The organism is Brevundimonas sp. G8, from assembly GCF_902506205.1.
Taxonomy (GTDB): domain Bacteria; phylum Pseudomonadota; class Alphaproteobacteria; order Caulobacterales; family Caulobacteraceae; genus Brevundimonas.
Window position 1 is genome coordinate 511,479 of sequence record NZ_LR732816.1, and the last position, 18,558, is coordinate 530,036.

14 protein-coding genes are annotated in these 18,558 nt (G+C 66.1%); 10 read left to right on the forward strand and 4 right to left on the reverse strand.

Features of this window, described 5'->3' with window-relative positions; translation table 11 throughout:
• Nucleotides 1-369: 369 nt before the first annotated feature.
• From CHRYSEO8AT_RS02450 to CHRYSEO8AT_RS02465, 4 genes are all read left to right on the forward strand, one after another.
• Entirely contained in the window at nucleotides 370-1,311 is a 942-nt protein-coding gene (locus tag CHRYSEO8AT_RS02450) for a histone deacetylase (RefSeq protein WP_159845745.1), read from the forward strand.
• Between the two features lie 3 nt (nucleotides 1,312-1,314).
• Complete coding sequence (locus CHRYSEO8AT_RS02455) at nucleotides 1,315-1,830, forward strand: 2'-5' RNA ligase family protein (protein ID WP_159845748.1); 516 nt, start codon at nucleotides 1,315-1,317, stop codon at nucleotides 1,828-1,830.
• 168 nt (nucleotides 1,831-1,998) lie between these two features.
• A complete protein-coding gene (locus CHRYSEO8AT_RS02460) occupies nucleotides 1,999-2,319 on the forward strand; it encodes a hypothetical protein (RefSeq protein WP_159845751.1) in 321 nt (106 codons plus the stop codon).
• A 160-nt stretch (nucleotides 2,320-2,479) separates the two neighbouring features.
• The gene (locus CHRYSEO8AT_RS02465; RefSeq protein WP_159845754.1) at nucleotides 2,480-3,301 is read left to right on the forward strand and encodes a hypothetical protein; all 822 of its coding nucleotides are present in this window, start codon (nucleotides 2,480-2,482) and stop codon (nucleotides 3,299-3,301) included.
• Nucleotides 3,302-3,387: 86 nt separating this feature from the next.
• On the opposite strand, the gene CHRYSEO8AT_RS02470 is transcribed toward CHRYSEO8AT_RS02465, so the two are convergent.
• The 4 genes from CHRYSEO8AT_RS02470 to CHRYSEO8AT_RS02485 form a co-directional block, all read right to left on the reverse strand.
• Complete coding sequence (locus CHRYSEO8AT_RS02470) at nucleotides 3,388-4,155, reverse strand: hypothetical protein (protein ID WP_159845757.1); 768 nt, start codon at nucleotides 4,153-4,155, stop codon at nucleotides 3,388-3,390.
• Nucleotides 4,156-4,397: 242 nt separating this feature from the next.
• Nucleotides 4,398-10,658: a putative Ig domain-containing protein gene (locus CHRYSEO8AT_RS02475; RefSeq protein ID WP_159845760.1), complete on the reverse strand. Its 6,261-nt coding sequence runs from the start codon at nucleotides 10,656-10,658 to the stop codon at nucleotides 4,398-4,400.
• Nucleotides 10,659-11,253: 595 nt separating this feature from the next.
• A complete protein-coding gene (locus CHRYSEO8AT_RS02480; RefSeq protein WP_159845763.1) occupies nucleotides 11,254-11,682 on the reverse strand; it encodes a hypothetical protein in 429 nt (142 codons plus the stop codon).
• Between the two features lie 205 nt (nucleotides 11,683-11,887).
• On the reverse strand, nucleotides 11,888-12,073 hold the full coding sequence (locus tag CHRYSEO8AT_RS02485) for a hypothetical protein (RefSeq protein ID WP_159845766.1): 186 nt from the start codon (nucleotides 12,071-12,073) through the stop codon (nucleotides 11,888-11,890).
• Nucleotides 12,074-12,588: 515 nt separating this feature from the next.
• Here CHRYSEO8AT_RS02485 and CHRYSEO8AT_RS02490 point away from each other — a divergent pair.
• From CHRYSEO8AT_RS02490 to CHRYSEO8AT_RS02515, 6 genes are read left to right on the forward strand one after another with little or no spacing between them, the layout of a single operon-like run.
• Nucleotides 12,589-13,188 (forward strand): DUF4129 domain-containing protein, encoded by a 600-nt coding sequence (locus CHRYSEO8AT_RS02490; RefSeq protein ID WP_236547393.1) that lies wholly within the window; start codon nucleotides 12,589-12,591, stop codon nucleotides 13,186-13,188.
• A complete protein-coding gene (locus CHRYSEO8AT_RS02495) occupies nucleotides 13,185-14,411 on the forward strand; it encodes a DUF4350 domain-containing protein (protein WP_159845769.1) in 1,227 nt (408 codons plus the stop codon). The genes CHRYSEO8AT_RS02490 and CHRYSEO8AT_RS02495 overlap by 4 nt, the downstream gene beginning before the upstream one ends.
• Nucleotides 14,398-15,354, forward strand: coding sequence for a MoxR family ATPase (locus CHRYSEO8AT_RS02500; protein WP_159845772.1), 957 nt, complete (start codon nucleotides 14,398-14,400; stop codon nucleotides 15,352-15,354). The genes CHRYSEO8AT_RS02495 and CHRYSEO8AT_RS02500 overlap by 14 nt, the downstream gene beginning before the upstream one ends.
• Nucleotides 15,351-16,667 carry a DUF58 domain-containing protein gene (locus tag CHRYSEO8AT_RS02505; RefSeq protein ID WP_159845775.1) on the forward strand — a complete coding sequence of 439 codons (1,317 nt, stop codon included), beginning with the start codon at nucleotides 15,351-15,353 and terminating at the stop codon, nucleotides 16,665-16,667. Before CHRYSEO8AT_RS02500 ends, CHRYSEO8AT_RS02505 begins: the two co-directional genes overlap by 4 nt.
• Nucleotides 16,664-17,677 carry a stage II sporulation protein M gene (locus CHRYSEO8AT_RS02510; protein ID WP_236547394.1) on the forward strand — a complete coding sequence of 338 codons (1,014 nt, stop codon included), beginning with the start codon at nucleotides 16,664-16,666 and terminating at the stop codon, nucleotides 17,675-17,677. The genes CHRYSEO8AT_RS02505 and CHRYSEO8AT_RS02510 overlap by 4 nt, the downstream gene beginning before the upstream one ends.
• The gene (locus CHRYSEO8AT_RS02515) at nucleotides 17,667-18,548 is read left to right on the forward strand and encodes an RDD family protein (RefSeq protein WP_159845778.1); all 882 of its coding nucleotides are present in this window, start codon (nucleotides 17,667-17,669) and stop codon (nucleotides 18,546-18,548) included. The genes CHRYSEO8AT_RS02510 and CHRYSEO8AT_RS02515 overlap by 11 nt, the downstream gene beginning before the upstream one ends.
• Nucleotides 18,549-18,558: the final 10 nt, after the last annotated feature.

Sequence of the window (18,558 nt, forward strand, 5' to 3'; positions counted from 1 at the left end):
CGGGCGGTGCGAACACGGCCGATCGCGACTCCCCCGAGTGCTCCAACGACAACGGCAATCGCCACAAGGCTGAACACAGACATACCTCTCGTCGTCGGAAGTTAGAACTGAGCTCCACGCATCGGCGGCGGACGACCTGCGTCGGCTTTGTGTGGGTCCATAATGCCGCAGCCTTGGCCATCTGTCAGTCGGTGATATCGGTTTGCGGGGCTAAGAACGCCGTATTCTTTCCCGAGCTACCCTGAGCGATAATTTTCGGCCTTGCAGCCCAAGCCTGTACCGGAACGACGCTAACAAGCGCACATCGTAACCCGCGCTATTGGCGAAGATGCAGCCTCGCAGCCGCCAGCGTGTTGTAACCGTATCAGCATGCCCACCTCACGCCCCCTTCCCCCGATCGTCTATCACCCGGCCTACAGCGCTCCGCTTCCGCCCGGTCACCGCTTCCCCATGCAGAAGTATGCCCGCTTGGCAGAAGTTTTGGCGGAAGAGGGTTTGATCGGACCTGAGGGGCTGCATATCCCCGAGCCCGCTAGCTTTCAGTTGCTCGCTGCTGCGCACGACCCCGACTACGTGCGTCAGGTGCTGAACGCGGCCGTCCCGCCGAGCGTCGAGCGGGTCATGGGCATGCCTGTGACCCAGGGTGTCGCCGAACGCGCGCAGGCGGCTGTTGGCGGGACTCTGATGACGGCCCGTCTCGCGCTTCGCTACGGGCTAGCTTGCAATACCGCAGGCGGCAGCCACCATGCCGGACTAAAGGGCGGCGCGGGGTTCTGCGTGTTCAACGACATCGGCGTGGTCGCGCGCGCGATGATCGATGCTGGCGAGATCCGGCAGGCCTTGGTCGTGGATCTGGACGTCCATCAGGGTGATGGGACCGCCTTCATCTTCGAGCATGAGACGCGGGTCTTCACCTTCTCCATGCATGGTGAGAAGAACTATCCCGTGCGACGCGGGCAAAGCGATCTCGACATCGATCTACCGGATGGAACCGGGGACGAGGCTTACTTGGCCGAGCTGCGAGCGATACTCCCTCCCCTGCTCCGACGTGTCGCGCCCGACCTCATCTTCTACATCGCTGGCGTTGATCCGCACGAGACCGACCGTCTCGGCAGGCTTGCCCTGAGCGACGACGGGCTCGCTGCGCGTGACGCCTATGTTCTGGAGACGTGCCTGCCTGCGGCCCCTGTCGTGGGCGTTATCGGCGGCGGGTATGACAACGACATCGACCGACTGGCTCGCCGTCACGCGACCCTTCACCGCGCGGCCGCTCACGCCTGGCGCAGCGGTCTGGCCGGACCGGCGGCTTGAACCATGTCCGACGACGCGCCTCTCATTGTCACGGCTGCCTTGGACGATGGGGCGTTCGACTGGTTTGAGGGTGTGCGCCAATCGCATTTCCCGCCTCACCGCAACAAGGTCCCCGCGCATCTGACGCTCTTTCACGCGCTTCCGGGCGAGCATGAGCGTGTTGTGGCGGAGACGCTGAAAACAGCCTGCCAGCGTCGGCATCCGATGCTGTTGGATGTGCGAGGCCCCTGGTCTCTGGGGCGCGGCGTGGCCTATCGACTGGCTTCATCTGAACTGCAGCAGCTGAGAACCGAGCTTGGGCAGACCTTCTCACCTTGGCTCACGCGGCAGGATCAGGCGCCGTTCCGACCCCACATCACGATCCAGAACAAGGTGGAGCCGCAAGAGGCTCGCCTGTTGCTCGAGCAGCTTCAATTGGAGTTCGAGCCTTTCCACATCGTCGTAGAAGGCCTGCTTCTCTGGCGCTATCTCGGAGGGCCTTGGGAGCTGATCGACCGATTTCCGTTCGATGAGCCCTGAACTTTTGGGTTCACGATCATGATTTCCGACCCGATAATCATAGGCATCTTGGTCGCCTCATGGGCTTTCGCCCTTGGGGTTCTTGTTGTTGTGGTCCGTTGGCTCATGCGGACCAGGAGCCGAAACGCGGTCGCGTCCGCGAGCCTCCATCGTGAAGAAGACGGGAGCATGCACGTCCCGGTGCTGGCCACGTTCACCGGCGTCGTAGGGTTGCCGAGCCTGCTCGCGATCGCCTCGAACAACCTGAATCCAAGTCTCGTCATTCGACCAGGAGCGTTGACCTATCGGGTGACGATGGCCCGTAGCGTCAGTCTCAAGGACGTCGCAACCGTAAGCGTTCAAACCACACTCGGCACGACGACCCTGGTCTTCACCTTCGTTGGCGGGGCCTTCACCTTGTCAGCCAAGGTCGCCAGTCCCGCGGTCGCAGAGACTGTGCTGACCGCCTATCCTGAACTGGCGGCGAAGCGCGTTTATCGGGCCTCATGACAAATCCCGGCTTCACCGATCGACATTGTACCTCTGAAACGGCGAGGCCGAGCAGGACGCTAAAGCCCTCTTCCAATCCATTTCAAACAATGCTCGCTGGTGTGCGCGCGAACGGTCCGCAGGGGGACCGACAGTCCATCACCGCCCGAAGGAGAAAAGGATGAGGACGCTCAATCGATGGAGCATCGGCGGGTTGGCCCTGACGCTGGCATTGTGTGCGCCAACGTTGGCCAGTGCGCAGGATCAGGAGTGCGGAGACGTCGCTGCGTTCGTCCGTCAAGCCTATCCGGGCTCTGTGGCGGAAGGCGAGCGCGGCGTACGAACGGGCAATCGCACCCTCACCCTTCCATCCCCGTCATCAATCAATCCTCACGCCATGGTCTGCCGGCGCTGGCGGGGTCAGCCAGGGCTGGTGCTGGTGGCCGTTCCGCTTATCGCCGAGGTGCGCGTGGACGGAACATCGGGCGATCTGGAGGTGCTCGTTGTCGACGAAGCCACAGGAACGCCCCGCCAACGGCTCCGCCTTCCCCACGCCATGGACGACGACGCCATTCGGCTCTCTGCCGTTTCGTTTGACACCGCCCCTTACCGGCTCGGCCTGGATCGACTGGCTTTCGGCGTCAAACGTGACTGGGCGGGGAGTTCGCGACCCAATCCCTTTTCGGAGACGACACTGTCCCTCTATGAGGTGCGCAACGGTGCGATCTCGCCCGTCCTGAACAATCTGGTTGTCTACCGCAGTGTCGGGGAATGGGATTTGTCCTGCGCCGGAAACACCGTCGCGACAGAGCGAATTCTACGAATGGTTCCCGGCCAGCACGGGCAAGACATTTCGATACTGGAACGCACGACCCGCAGCACCTCCAAAGAGGCGAAGAACGGGGAATGCGAAACAACGGATCGGCCCGAGCCGCCTCGTACGATCCGCCTACCCTTCGACGGTGAACGATACGACGTTCCCCGCTTGCTCAGGCGAGACTGACGGGGATGTTGCGGAGCGACGTTGATCGACCTCAGACCGTTCCTGCCCGACCTGCTCAGTGCATTCTCCAGATCTACCTTGAGACGTCAGCAGCTCGGTAGATCGAGAAGATTGACTGGGTCGTAGCTCTCGCCGACTTTGGCGTAGACGACCGTCGCATCCACGTCGCCGGTGTAGCGCACACGCATCGACTTACCCTTCTGGCCGGGTATCAAGACCCCTTCCATGCTCTTGGTCTCCCCCTCTTCGCGCGCCCCGCCGTCGCTGTAGGAGGTCGGGATCTGATCGATCCGCACCACGGGCTCGTCTGGGGTGAGCTCGATCACGTGCGCCCAGGTGCAACTATATCCCTGCCAGGTGCCGCCGGCCTCGGCGACCAGAGTCGGTGACGGAGTCAGGTCGGTTCGGATCTTCCACTGGGGTGGGTTGCCGAAGGTGCCTGAGACAAGAAATCCAGGCCAGCTGCCCATGCGCGTGAAGCTGTCTCCGGTGCGCTGCAAATAGTGGATGGAGAGCGAACCTGAGTTGACGTGGCCCTCTCCGCCCTGCCCGTCAGAGATGAGCGCGTATCGGCCGGCCTCCCGCGCAATGAGCTTGCCGGACCGATAGGTCCGCGTGTCGGTCTGATTACCTGTGCCTTCGTTACGTTCAATCGGGGGTGGCCCGCCCCAAGCGGTTCTGAATGCAAGCGCAGTCAGCTGATCGGTGGTGAGCGGATCTGCGGTCGGCGTGACGACCGCTGTGGCTACGCCAGCTTTAGCGGAAGCGGGGTCCGCCGGCGCTTCATGCTTGGGCGATCGGTCGCAGCTGACCAGAAGAAGGCAACCGAGCGCGATGACGGGGGTGAGTTTCACGCGGATCTCCTGGCGCAACAGACGCATCCCGATCTGGACATTGGAAACAACGTCATCGGCGAGCTCAGTGATCCATTCTCATAGTGGCGCTTAGACGCAAAGCGTCCTGCCCCCCCGACTCCGGAGCGCCCGTGGCGCGCCAAAACCAGACATTTGTCGGCCTGCAGACATCAGACATTCCATTTCCGCATCTGTGGCCTGAGGTCCTTGCGGGCCGCCGCATTGCGACGACCCGCTTCATGTCACCATCCGTACTTGAGCCCGATCTGACCGCCGTGGCTGGAGCTGGCGTCGCCCAGCATGCCGCGATAGCCGAGGTTCAGCATCAGACGGTCGCTCAGCGACCATTCCGCGCCGAGATTGAGGTTCAGGGCGTCGCGTGACCAGCCGTCCAGCGGGACCAGATATGTCGGGCTGGCGGCCCAGTCGGCGTAACGAACGCCTTGCGTCTCGATATCCTCCAGTTCGAGCGACCACTCCAGACGCGCGGTGGGCCGCAAGGCGCCGAAGCGACGGCTTTCGATGATCCACCGCCACGAAGCGCCCAGATTGACCGACAGACCGCTCTGATCCAGCGCATCCCAGGTCAGGGCCGACACGCCGCCGTTGGTCTCGGTGAAGCCGTCCAGAGCGATGTCGCGGCCTTCCACACGGACATAGAGGTCCGCTGCAAGGCCCTGACGACGCAGGGTCCGGCCCACGGAGGCCGAAGCGAAGCGAACGTCGCCCGACCGCTCGCCGTCGGCATAGCCGTCGGCTTCATCCAGCAGACCCACGACCCAGCGTCGGCTGTCGAAGTCGAGCTGCGACATCCCGACGACGCCGTCGACAAACCAGCCGTCGGTCGGTCTCCAACTGGCGTAGAGGGCGCCGGTCGTGGCCTTGCCTCTGGACGTCGAACCGTTGTCGCCGATCAGCGTCTTGTCCTCGCCGTAGCCGAGGCCGCCGCCCACGATCAGGTGGTCGTTCAGGCGAACGTCGAGGCCCGCCGTCACCCCTTGGGTGGTGAACCGGCTATCGCGCAGACCTTGGGCGTCCTGACGGCCCCAGTCGACGGAGCCCGAGGTCCAGACCCCGACCGATCGGCCGCCCTCGGGAGCGCCCTGTCCGGCCGGCGCCGCATTCAGAAGGCCGGTTTGGGTTGAGGCCTGTTCGACCGGACGGCCGCGCCCGGACCATATGTCCAGGCCCAGCATGTCGCGGTCGCGGTCGTCGCCCAACGCGCCTGGATCCAGGCGCGGATCCTCACCCAACTGGCGCCTCAGGGCGACGCGGGGATCACGGTCGTCCTGATTGCCGACGCCGCCGAAGTTCAGGCTCATGCCGTTGCGTGATCCGTTCGACCCATCGCGCAGACCTTCCAGACGACGCTGGAAGTTGTCGACCTGCGTATCGGAGAAGCGGCGCGCGGCCGTGATCTGACCCGAGGCGACGCCCCGCACGTCGGGATCCAGCGAGGGATCCGGGCGCGCCGCGACCGTCACGGTCAGGGTTCCGGTCGTGGTTCCGCTGGCGTTGGTCAGGGTGAAGCTGATCGTCGCCTGGCCCGAGAACGTCCCTTGCGGCGTGAAGGTCAGGTCGTAGGTCCCTCCCGTCCCGGCGATCGCCGCCGAACCCGCCGTCGTGGGCGAGATCGAGGTGACCGCAGCGCCGGTGAAGGGACCGCCGGCCGCATTGCTGATGCGAACCGTGACCGGACGGCCCTGGATCGTATCGGCGACCAGCGTCTGCGAAGCCGGAACCTGACCGACCGTCAGGTCGAGCCGGCCCGCCGCCGAAGAGCCGAACGGCAGGTCGATGACATAGTCCAGAGAGGTCGATCCGCCGTTGGCGGCGCCGGGGGTGAAGACGATGGTCAAGCCTTGAACCGCCGCCGTGCCGAAGGCTGGCTGACGGGTGATCCGCAGCGCCTGGAACGGGCCGCCGACCAGGGTCGCAGTGGGCGACACCGTCAGTGTTCCGCTCGAAGCCACGCTGCCTGACAAATCGGGCGCCTTGCCCGCCACCTGGAAGGTGAAGGTGGCCGGCGCGGAATCACCGCCCGGTCCGAAGGCGACCACGGTGACCGTGTCCGTGCCAATGAAGTTGGCCGCAGGCGTATAGACCAGTTGGAAAGTCTCGGTCGCCTGAGGTCCGGCTCCGTTCGACCTGACGGATTGGGACGTCACCGTGGCGCCGGACGAGGTGATCACGCCGGATCCGAAACGTGCATCCACGGTGACGCGATAGCCATCCGTCACGCCCTGCGTCCGGGCGCCTAGATCGACCGAAACTGGGGAGGGCACACCGCCACTTGCAGGCGGAACCACAACCGCAGGCGGAGGAGTGACCGTAGGCGGGGCCGGCGACGCCACCGTCAGCGATACGGTGGACGCCGACGAGGTTCCGCCCGGACCGGTGGCCGTAAAGCTGAAGCTGTCCGCGCCGAAATAGTCTGCTGCAGGCTGATAGGTCGCCACGGCGCCGGAGACGCTGATCGTTCCATGAGCCGGCGCGGTCGTCACGGCGACGCTGTCGTAAACACCGCTGATGGACCCCGACAGATCGATCGCCAAGCCGGGGCTGGCATAAGGAACCGACACGCCAGAAACGTTAGTCGTCACCGGCACGGGCGGCGTGCCCGCGGTGATGCTGACCGTGGCCGGCGACGAGGTGCCGCCGGCGTTGCTTGCCGTGTAGGTGAAGCTGTCGGCCCCGAAATAGTCGGCGGCCGGCGTGTAGAGGAAGCCCAGTCCGCTGACGGTGACTGCGCCATGAGCCGGAGCGGTCGCCACGGCGACGCTGTCGGACGTCCCGCCCGTCAACGTCGCCGTGATCGGGTTGTTGGTCGAGCCATAGTTCACCGTCGTCGAGACATTCCCCGCAACCGGCGGATTGGGCGCGGCGATGACCAGGGCATAGGCCTGGGTTCCCGCAAACGGACCCGAGCCGGCTGAGGAGTCGGTCGCCGTGACCGTGAAGTTGTAGCTTCCGCTCGCCGTCGGCGTGCCGGACAGCACACCGGCCGACGAAAGGGTCAGCCCAGAGGGCAAGGCGCCCGTCGTGACAACAAAAGCGTAAGGCGCTGTCCCGCCAGAGGCCGAAAGCCCTTGGCTGTAGATCGCCTCGACCTGACCCGCAGGCAGGGTCGTCGGCGTGATCGCGATCGTCGCCGCCCCGACCGTCAATGCATAGGCGCGGCTAGCCGTAAACGGCGCGCCGGCGCCGGTCGAACTGTCGGTCGTCGTGATCGTGAAGTTGAAGGTTCCGCCCGCCGTCGGCGTGCCCGACAGCGTACCATCCGACGCCAGGCTGACGCCGGCCGGCAAGGCTCCAGCGGTCACCGCATAGCTGTAGGGCGACGTGCCTCCGCTCGCAGAGATCGTCGCGCTATAGGTTGCACCGGCGGTCGCGTTCGGCAGCGTCGCCGACGACAGGACGAGCGTCGGAGCGCTGACCGTCAGAGTGTAGGACTGGGCGCCCGAATATGGACCGGAGCCGCCGCTGCTGTCTGTCGCGGAGATGGTGAAGTTGAACGTGCCGCCGGCGCTGGATGCGCCGGACAGGGTTCCGTCCGACGCCAGGGTCAGACCGGCAGGCAGGGCGCCTGCAGTCATGGCGTAGCTGTAGGGGCCGACGCCGCCGGACGCGGTCAGGGCCTGACTGTAAGCCGTTGCAACGGTGGCGTTGGGCAGGATCGTCGGCGTGATCGCGATCGTCGCCGTCCCGACCGTCAAAGTATAGGCGCGGCTGGCCGTGAACGGCGCGCCGGCGCCGGTCGAACTGTCGGTGGTCGTGATCGTGAAGTTGAAGGTTCCGCCTGCGATCGGCGTGCCCGACAGCGTACCGTCCGCCGCCAGGCTGACGCCAGCCGGCAAGGCTCCGGCCGTGACGATGTAGCTGTAGGGCGCCGTGCCTCCGCTCGCCGACAGGGTCTGGCTGTAGGCGACGGCCACCGTCGCCGCCGGCAGGGCGGCAGTGTCGACCGTGACGGTCGGCGCGCCGATGACCAGCGTATAGGCGCGGGCGCCGGCATAGGGCGCCGCCGCACCCGTCGTCGCGTCCGTCGCCGTGACGGTGAAGTTGAAGCTTCCCGACGCCGTAGGCGTACCGGAAAGAGCGCCGCCGGACGACAGGGATAGGCCCGCAGGCAGTACGCCGGCGCTGATGGTATAGGCATAGGGCGCCGTGCCGCCGCTGGCGCTCAGGGTCTGGCTGTAGGCGACGCCGGCCACACCGGCCGAAAGGCTGGCGGGCGCGATGACGATCGTCGGCGCCGCGATCACCACGGAATAGGCCTGGCTAACCGAGACGGGTCCCGCACCGGTCGAACTGTCCGTCGCGGCGGCTGTGAAGTTAAAGGTCCCTTGGGCCGTCGGCGTGCCGTCGATCGCGCCCGTCGAGGCGTTGAGGGTCAGGCCGGTCGGCAGGGCGCCGGCCGTGACGGCGTAGCTGTAGGGCGCTACGCCACCCGCCGCAGTGAGCGCCTGGCTATAGACCACCCCGGATTGGCCGCCGGGCAGGTTGGACGGCGCGAGCGTCAGTGCAGCCGCATTGACGGTCAGGGCATAGGCGCGTGACCCGCTGTAGGGGCCGGCTCCTGTCGCGCTATCGGTGGCGGTGATCGTGAAGTTAAAGGTTCCGCCTGCTGTCGGCGTCCCGGAAACCACACCGCTCGCACCGAGCGTCACCCCGGCCGGCAGGGCGCCGGCCGTGACGGCATAGCTGTAGGGCGCGACGCCCCCGCCGGCCGTCACCGTCTGGCTGTACGCCGCGCCGGTCGTCGCCGCTGGCAGGGTCGCGGGCGTGAGGGTCACGGTCGGCGCCGCGATGCTCAACGTATAGGCGCGCGACCCGCTGTAGGGGCCGGAGCCTGTCGAACTGTCGGTGGCTGTGACCGTGAAGGTGAAGCTGCCGCCCGAGGAGGGCGTGCCCGACAGGGCGCCGTTGGACGCGAGGGTCATCCCTGCCGGCAAGGCCCCGGCGGTCACGGCGTAGCTGTAGGGCGCTGCGCCTCCATTAGCTGCTATGGTCTGGCTGTAGGCCGAACCCACGCCGCCCGCCGGCAACGTCGTCGGCGAGAGGGTGATCGTCGCAGCGGCGACCGTCAGCGTATAGGCGCGGCTGCCGGAGAAGGGCCCGCCGCCTCCCTGCGAACTGTCGGTAGCTGTCAGGGTGAAGGTGAAGCTTCCTCCTGCCGTCGGCGTACCCGAAAGCACGCCGCCGCCGGCGCTTAGGATCATTCCCGTCGGCAAGGCCCCGGCGGTCACCGCGTAGCTGTAGGGCGCCGTGCCGCCGCCGGCCGTCACGGTCTGGCTATAGGCGACGCCGACGGAGGCGTTCGGTAGCGTGGCCGGCGACACGGTGATGGTCGGCGCCGCCACATAGGTAAACTGATCCGCCGCCGAGGTCGCGCTGGTCCCGCCCCCCGTCGTGACGCGGACATCGACCGTGCCGGTTCCCGCCGGCGCCGTCGCCGTGACCTGGGTCGCGCTGTTGACCGTGAAACCCGTCGCCGACGTCGCACCGAAGGTGACAGCCGTCGCACCGGTGAAGTTCGTTCCGGTGAGGATGACCGTCGTTCCGCCCCCAGCCGGGCCGGATGTCGGGCTGATCGCCGTCACGGTCGGCGCCGGAAGGTAGGTGTATTGATTGGCTGCGGCGACCGCGCTGGTCCCGCCGGCTGCCGTGACGCGGATATTGACCGTACCCGTGTTGGCCGGCGCCGTCGCCGTGATCTGGGTCGCGCTGTTGACCGTGAAACCCGTCGCCGACGTCGCACCGAAGGTGACAGCCGTCGCGCCGGTGAAGTTCGTTCCGGTGAGGATGACCGTCGTTCCGCCCCCAGCCGGGCCGGATGTCGGGCTGATTGCCGTCACGGTCGGCGCCGGAAGGTAGGTGTATTGATTGGCTGCGGCGACCGCGCTGGTCCCGCCGGCTGCCGTGACGCGGATATTGACCGTACCCGTGTTGGCCGGCGCCGTCGCCGTGATCTGGGTCGCGCTGTTGACCGTGAAGCCCGTCGCCGACGTCGCACCGAAGCTAACCGCCGTCGTACCGGTGAAGTTCGTTCCGGTGAGGATGACCGTCGTGCCGCCAGAGGTCGGCCCCGTCGTAGGCGAGATCGAGGTTACCGTTGGCGCAGCCATAACGGGCAGCGACACTGACAATGTAAACGCCGCATTGGTCGGCATTGGGTTGGCATCGCCACCGATGCAGTTGGCGGCTCCAGACACAGTACAATTGTCGGCATACCAAAGGCTTATTGTATCGGCGCCTGAACCCGTCACCGAGTTGAGCACGACTTGGTAATATTTAAATGACAGCGTCACATTATCTAGAAATGGCGTAATCGTATACGACGCCTTGCTGGTCGTGATTGTTATAGGCGTGGGCGGCGCGTTCGTATTGAAGTCGGCCGTTCCAGTCATCGGATAGTATTTGGCGGTGTTGATATTCGGATTGGTGCTGCCGTTAGCCGATCCGTAGAGTCCCCATTCCAGCGTGTCGCTATTGACGCACATATCCTTGGAGTTGCCCGACCCGGTGCCAGTGAACGTCAGGCTCGCGGACGGCGTCGTAGTGGTGGTCGCGCACGTCTGGGCAGACGCGCCCGATGGGAACGCCAACAGCGCGAAGGCGGCAAGCAACGCCAAGACAAACAAGTGCGAGGCAGCAAATCTCTTTGCTGCAACCCGCGCCATCGCGGATGAAGGGCCGCGCAAAACTGGCATTTTAAAAGACATTTCACATCCTGCTCGGCCTCTCTAAGAGGCCGAAAAAATACTGCGCGCACCCAACAAGTGGGGAGGAACCACATCGCGCTGCTGACAATCGGATTGGCTTAATTTCGTTAAGAACCAATAACCGCGGTCGCTGAACGGCAGACATGCCGCTCCCGAAGTGCGTTATGGTCGCCGCATCGGGTGTTAGAGGAGCGAACCGCGCGCTTCAGTGCAGAATCGTTGAGCGCAGCGCAGAGCAACCGCAGATTGCCAAGCTTTTCTCCAGCAACGTCAGCAAAGCGCCATGAGCGGTCGTTGGATCGCTGCCCGCATTCAGACATTTGGAACCTGCCGAGATCAGCAATCGCCTACGACTCTTTCCTAGGTCCGAGTTCTAGGCGTCGAGATCCAACTTGAAGAGGCGCTTGAGCAACTCCTCCACCGCGGCTTCAGCTTTCGATAATTCTTCGTCGGAGACCCGAGGTTCGGCTTTAGAGAACATAAGATCGTACTTCAGCCGCGCGATGCTGCCCAAACGAGTCCACAGATTGCCTGGAAGCCTGACCAACTTCTGCAGCGCTGGAGGTGCCAAACATTTCCATACCAGCAACCCTTCCAAATCTTTGTCTGAAAAGTCGTGTCTGGTGTGATTGACCAAGTATGTTTTGAACGCGGTAATCATGGTTGTCTCGAGCAGAGATAGGGCAAGCCAGTTCCGGTAGATGAGCGTCTGCCCCGAGACAGATTTGGAGGCGATCACACCTTCAAAAAGAGAGACAACGTGAGGCTTAGCCTTCGCGACAGCGTGGTTGGCTGAGTTCACGCGTTCCGCGTAGCGAGGGCGGGATTTCGGTGCTGCCGGCACAGTCGCCTTCTTGGCTTTGAGGAAATCGCCGACCTCATGTGTCTCGATGGTGCCCTTGGTGTACGGGAAGACCTTCTCAACCGACCTCCCTGCCTTAAACGAGAGTCAGGCTGTTGTCGCCGAACGAGCTGCGCGGGCGGGCCTGAGCACTAGAGGTGCCGTTTCAATCCAAGTCTATGGTTTGAATCGCCTTCGCCTTGTTCAAGAGCGCGCCGGCATCGTGCGCCGGCTTCAGTTCCTGGAAGCCCTGTTGCGTGATCTCGGGCGCATCGCCGCTGGCTTGGACAAGCCGCATCTCGACAGTCATCACGAAGTTACAGAGGCCATCGCCGGGCTTCGCCACCTGCAAGGCACGGTCCTTGCCGAGATGACATCGATGGCAGATCCGCAAGCGCCGTTCTCAGCAATCGCCAATGCGTATTTGGTCGAGTTTAGTCGGAGGGCACGCTGATGCGCGTTCATTTAGGACACTTCGACCGCACTTCGGCTGATACGGTCGGCGCCGGCCTAGAAAGAGTGTCGGCCCCGCAACAGCGCCACCCGATATGACAAACTGTTCCTTCCTTCATCGGCTGATGTCGCAGATGCGCCAGGAGCGGTCATGCGGACCAAGCCGCAAATGCGACATTCCGCGAGCGAGCCGAAGGTCCGCTTTCGGCCGGAAGGCCTTCGTCGCAAAACGCTTCCTCGCAGCCATTGGGTAGGTCCGCCATAAAGAGGAAGTCGGCCGTCGGAGGGTGAGAACGTGGAGCGCAATGGACAGGCGCCTGTGGTTGACTCGCACTTTCGGGGCGGTATGGCTTGGCTGTTCGGTAAGGGTGCATGCTCAAGATGCAGGATAGGGCTTCGCCCACAGATGAAGCCTTGGCCAAGGCGCACGCCCGCCTCCTGCAGGACGATTCCCTCCAGTTTGACCGGATCGGCTTTGACCGCCCGGACATCAAGACGCCCGGCTGGCTGCACTGGATCGGCGATGTCCTCCAGTTCATCGCGCCGGTGCTGCAGTGGGTGTTCTGGATCGGCCTGGCACTGGTCGCGGCTCTGATCCTCTATGCCATCGTCCGCGAAATCCTGCGGATGCGCGCCCCGCCCGCCAAACCGACGAAGCCGAAGATCGTCGCCGAGGCGCAATGGCGGCCCGATGCACGCGCGGCTCGCGATCTGCTGGCCGACGCTGACGCCCTGGCGGCGCGAGGCCTCTATGCCGACGCCGCACATTTGCTGCTGCTGCGCAGTGTGCAGGACATCGAACAGCGTCAGCCGCGCGCCGTGCGGGTCTCATTGACCACGCGCGAGATCGCTCGGCTGAAGGCCCTGCCCGACGCCGCCCGTCCGGCCTTCGACCTGATCGGCCGGATGGTGGAGCGCAGCCTGTTCGGCGGCGCAGCCGTCGGGGCTCAGGACTTCGCCGATTGTCGCCAGGCCTATGAGGCCTTCGCCCTGCCCGAGGGCTGGCGCGCATGAGCCGATCAAGCAAGGCCGGCGACGGCGGCTTCTCGCCCGTCACCATGATCGTCGTCCTGCTGGTCGGGGTGGTGGCGTTGGCGGGGCTGGGCGTCCTGTCCGCCTATGCGCCGGAGCTGCGGTCGGGCAACGACGGCGGTGGCCATGCCTTGTCGCGGTCGTCCACCGGCTTCGGCGGCCTGCCTTCGCTGTTGCGCGGCGTGGGCGTGCCGGTGGTTCTGAACCGGGGCGCGCTGACCGAGGCGTCGGACGAGAGCCTGCTGATCCTGACGCCGTCGGCTCAGACCAAGCCCGAACAGATCGACGACATCGAACATTACGGCGCCACGCTGGTCGTCCTGCCGAAATGGACGTCCGTGCCCGACGCGGATCGCCCCGGCTGGGTGCGCACCCTGGGCGTCCAGCCGCCGTCGATGGCCCTGGCCGCGCTGCCGGACGATCTACGTAAGGATCTGAAACTGATGGAGCGCAAGGGCCAAGCCACCGTGGCTCTGCGCGGTCCAAACGGCGTGCCCTTCGGCAAACCGATCCAGGTCGAAAATCTGCGCACCTTGGGCGGCCCCGACTGGATTCCCATGGTCGTAGACGATCAGGGCCGTGCGGTGCTGGCGATGCATCGCGAGCTGCGGACCTATGTTCTCGCCGATCCCGACTTGGTCAGCACGGCTGCGCTCAAGACCCTGAACGGCGCGACCACGGCCGTCGGCCTGATCGACTTGGTGCGCGCCGCCGATGCGCCGGTGGTGTTCGACCTGACGCTGCATGGCTTCCAGCGGACGCGAAACATGCTGCGCCTGATGCTGGAGCCGCCACTGGTCGGCATGACCCTGGCGCTGGTCGCCCTGGCCGCCTTCGCCGGCTTCCAGGCCGCCGTCCGTTTCGGCCCGGCGCGCGAAAAGGGCCGGGTCATCGCCCTGGGCAAGCGTGGGCTGGCGGACAATACGGCCGGCCTGGTCCGGCTGGCGCGGCGCGAGCATCGCATGGCCGCGCCATACGCCCTGTTGGTGCGCGCCGCCGTGGCCAGGGCCATCGGGGCGCCGCGCAATCTGGACGAGGCGGCGCTGGACGCCTTCCTCGACCGGGTCGGCCGAACCACCGGCGCGACCGAAACCTACACCGCCCTGGCCGAACAGGCCCGGGCCGCCAAGTCGCCGGCCGACCTGATGCGGGTCGCCGGCGCCCTTCATCGCTGGAACCAGGAGCTGACCCGTGCACGTCAATGAGGTGAAGACGATCGCCGAGCGCATCCGCGCCGAGATCGCCAAGGCCGTGGTCGGCCAGGAGGACGCCGTCGACATGCTGCTGACGGCCCTGTTCGCCGGCGGCCATGTCCTGCTGGAGGGCCCGCCCGGCACGGCCAAGACCCTGCTGGCTCAGAGTTTCGCGCGCACCCTGGGCCTCGACTACGGTCGTATCCAGTTCACGCCCGACCTGATGCCGGGAGACATCATCGGGTCGAACCTGTTCAACTTTCAGACGTCCAGTTTTACCCTGACGCGCGGGCCGATCTTCTGCGAACTGCTGCTGGCGGACGAGATCAACCGCACCCCGCCCAAGACCCAGGCCGCCTTGCTGGAGGCCATGCAGGAACGCCAGATCACCATCGACGGCGAGGCCCACGCCCTCAGCGCGCGCTTCACCGTCGTCGCCACCCAGAACCCCATCGAGCAGCAGGGCACCTATCCTCTGCCCGAGGCCCAGCTGGATCGTTTCCTGTTCAAACAGGTGCTCGACTATCCCAGCCTGGAGCAGGAACGCGCCATCGTCGCCGCCCACGGTTCGCGCACCGGCCTGATGGATCCCATCGCGCTGGGGGTCGAGGTCGTCGCCGACGCCGCTGTAATCGATGCGGCGGTGAACACCGTCGCGGACGTGCGCCTGACGGACGAGGTGATCGGCTATATCACCGGCCTGGTGCGCGCCACCCGAACATCGGCCGATGTCGAGACCGGCGCGTCCCCCCGCGCCGGGGCCATGCTGGCCGTCGCGGCGCGGGCGCGGGCGGCGCTGGACGGTCGCGACTATGTCATTCCCGACGACGTGAAGGCCCTGGCCATCCCGGCCCTGCGTCACCGTCTGGTCCTGTCGCCGGCGGCCGAGATCGAGGGACGCCGCGTCGAACAGGTGCTGGCCGGCCTGGTGGATCAGGTGGCGGCGCCCCGGTGATCTATCCCACCCGACGCGCGGTGACGGCGATGGCGGCGGGCGTTCCCGTGGCCCTGCTGGCCGGCGTCCTGACGCCTGTGGGCTGGATCGCAGGTCCGGTCTGGATCGCAGGCCTGCTGCTGCTCGTCGTCGTAGATGCCATGTCTGGCGGATCGAGGCGCGGGCTGGAGTTGGACGCGCCCAAACCCATGCGCGCGGCGGTCGGTCGGTCGGACATGGCCGGGCTGAGGGTGCAGTTCGGCGCGAAAGGCCCCGTTCCCAGGACCGTCGAGGCCGCGCTGTCTGGCGAGGCCCGGCTGGGGCTGGATGATGCGACGCGCCAGGCGACGGTGTCGGATCGCGGCGCGGCCCTGGCCTTTCCCTTCACCCCCAATCGCCGGGGCGCCGCCAGCCTGGACGCCCTGTGGGTGCGCTGGCGCGGGCCGATGGGCCTGGTGTGGAAGCAGAAGACCTTCGCGCTGGACATCGCCGCCCCTGTCCTGACCGACCTGAAATGGGTGCGCGACCAGGCGGTGCGTCTGTTCGCCCGCGACGCCCTGTTCGGCGCCAAGACCCAGCTGGAGATCGGCGAAGGGTCCGAGTTTCAGGCCCTGCGCGATTTCCAGGCCGGGATGGACCGCCGCTCCATCGACTGGAAACAGTCGGCGCGTCACGCCGCCCTGCTGGCCAAGGAGTTCCGCACCGAGCGAAACCACAATGTCATCATGGCGCTGGATTGTGGCAGGGCGGCCTGCGAGCCGGTCGGCGGCATACCGCGCATCGACCGCTTCATCCATGCGGCCCTGCTGCTGTCCTACGCCTGCCTGCGCTCGGGCGACCGGACGGGAATCTTCGCTTTCGATTCCCAGCCGCGCGTGACGACTGGCGCCGTGGGCGGGCTGGACGCCTTTCGCACCCTTCAGGCCGTGGTGGGCCGCATCGACTATTCGACGCACGAGACCAACTACACCCTGGCCCTGGCGACCCTGTCTGGCCAGCTTCAGCGTCGCTCGCTGATCGTGGTCTTCACCGACTTCACCGATTCCACGGCCGCCGAGCTGATGATCGAGTCGCTGGGGCGGCTTCTGCGCCGCCACCTGGTCCTGTTCGTCGTCCTGCGCGACGACGAGCTGGAGGGGCTGACCGCCGCCGATCCCCAAACGCCCGAGGACGTGTCCCGCGCCGTGGTCGCCGGAACCCTGCTGCGCGAGCGCGAAACGGTGATCGGGCGGTTGCGGCGCATGGGGGCGCACATCGTGGACGCCCCCGCCGAGCGCGTCGGGACCGAGGTGGTGAACGCCTATCTGGACCTGAAGCGGAGGGATCTGCTGTGACCGACGTGCGCCCCTCCGGCCTGCTCAAGAGCCAGCGTTTCCGCCAGGCCCGCGAAGAGGACTGGCGTCGTCTGGAACGGCTGATGGACAAGGCCGAGAAAGGCTCCGCGTCCAAGCTGACGGACGCCGAGATCCTGGCCGTGCCGGTGCTGTATCGTTCGACCCTGTCGGCCCTGTCGGTGGCGCGCGAGACCTCGCTGGACCAAGGCCTGATCGACTATCTGGAGACCCTGTCGGCGCGGGCCTATTTCTTCGTCTATGGCTCGCGGGCGACGATCCAGGATCGGCTGGTCGCCTTCTTCCGCATCGACTGGCCCGTTGCGGTTCGCGGCCTTTGGCGCGAGACCTTGATCTCGGCCGCCCTGATGCTGCTGGGCGCCCTGGTCGGCGCCTGGCTGGTGATGCACGAGCCGGAATGGTTCTACGCCTTCGTCCCCGCCGACCTCAGCGGCGGACGCGACCCCGCCGCCTCGACTGAGACCCTGCGCGCCACGCTGGACGGGGCAGAGGACGCCCAGGGCCTGTCGGCCTTTGCCGCCTATCTCTTTACCCACAACGCCCAGGTCGCCCTGCTGGCCTTCGCTCTGGGGTTCGCCCTGTGCCTGCCGACCGGGCTTCTGATCCTCTACAACGGCGCGACCCTGGGGGCGTTCGTCGCCCTGTTCGCCAGCCGGGGTCTGGGGTTCGAGCTGGGCGGCTGGCTGCTGATCCATGGCGTGACGGAACTGTTCGCCGTCATCCTGGCGGGGGCGGCGGGATTGCGGATCGGCTGGGCTGTGGCCTTCCCTGGCCAGAGACGACGGATGGACGCCGCAGTCGAGGCGGGACGCACCGCAGCCATCGCCATGGGCGGGGTGGTGGTGATGCTGATGTTCGCCGGCCTGCTGGAGGGTTTCGGTCGTCAGCTGATCGTCGATACCGGCCTGCGTTACGGCGTGGCGGCTGCGACCGCGGTGATCTGGGGGCTTTATTTCTACGCGCCGATACCAGGGGTCGCCCATGTCCGCTGAACCCGTCGCGCCGCGCACAGAACGCGCCTTCGTCACGCCCGAGGGCGTGGACCTGCGCCTGAACATCGGCGATTCGGGCCAGAGGGCGGGCGCGTTTCTGCTGGACGCCGCCATCATCATCGGCGTTCTGATCGTCTTCACCATCGCCTCGGCCTTCGCCTTCGGCGCAGGGGCGTCCATGGTCGGCGGCCCGACCGGCGCCGAGATGATCGCGGTCATCTGGCTGATCGTCTTCTTCCTGCTGCGGAATTTCTACTTCACCGCCTTCGAACTGTCGGCGGCGGCTGCGACGCCAGGCAAGCGGTTGATGGGTCTGCGGGTCGCATCGCGCGACGGCGGACGGCTGAAGGCCGAAGCCGTCTTCGCCCGCAACGCCATGCGCGAGCTGGAGGTCTTCCTGCCCCTGTCCATCCTGGTCGCTCGCAGTCAGGAGGGTGGCGTCGAGGGCTGGATGTATCTGCTGGCCTTCGTGTGGGCGGCGATCTTCGTCTTCTTCCCCCTGTTCAACAAGGATCGCCTGCGCGTCGGCGACCTGATCGGGGGGACCTGGGTGGTGCGCACGCCGCGTCGCAAGCTGATCCGCGACATGGCCGACGACGGCGCGGGACGGATGGCCGCCTACGACTTCACGCCGGCCCAGGTGGACGCCTATGGCGCCAAGGAACTGCACGTCCTGGAAACCGTCCTGCGTCAGGGCGACCGCAAGACCCAGCGCGACGTCGCCGACCGCATCGCCAAGAAGATCGGCTGGACGCGCAGCCCCCAGGAGGCGGACCGCGACTTCCTCAGCGCCTATTACGCCGCCCTGCGCGGCCGGTTGGAGCAGAAGCTTTTGATGGGCGTCAGACGTCGCGACAAGCACGACGTCTGACATCGCAGGC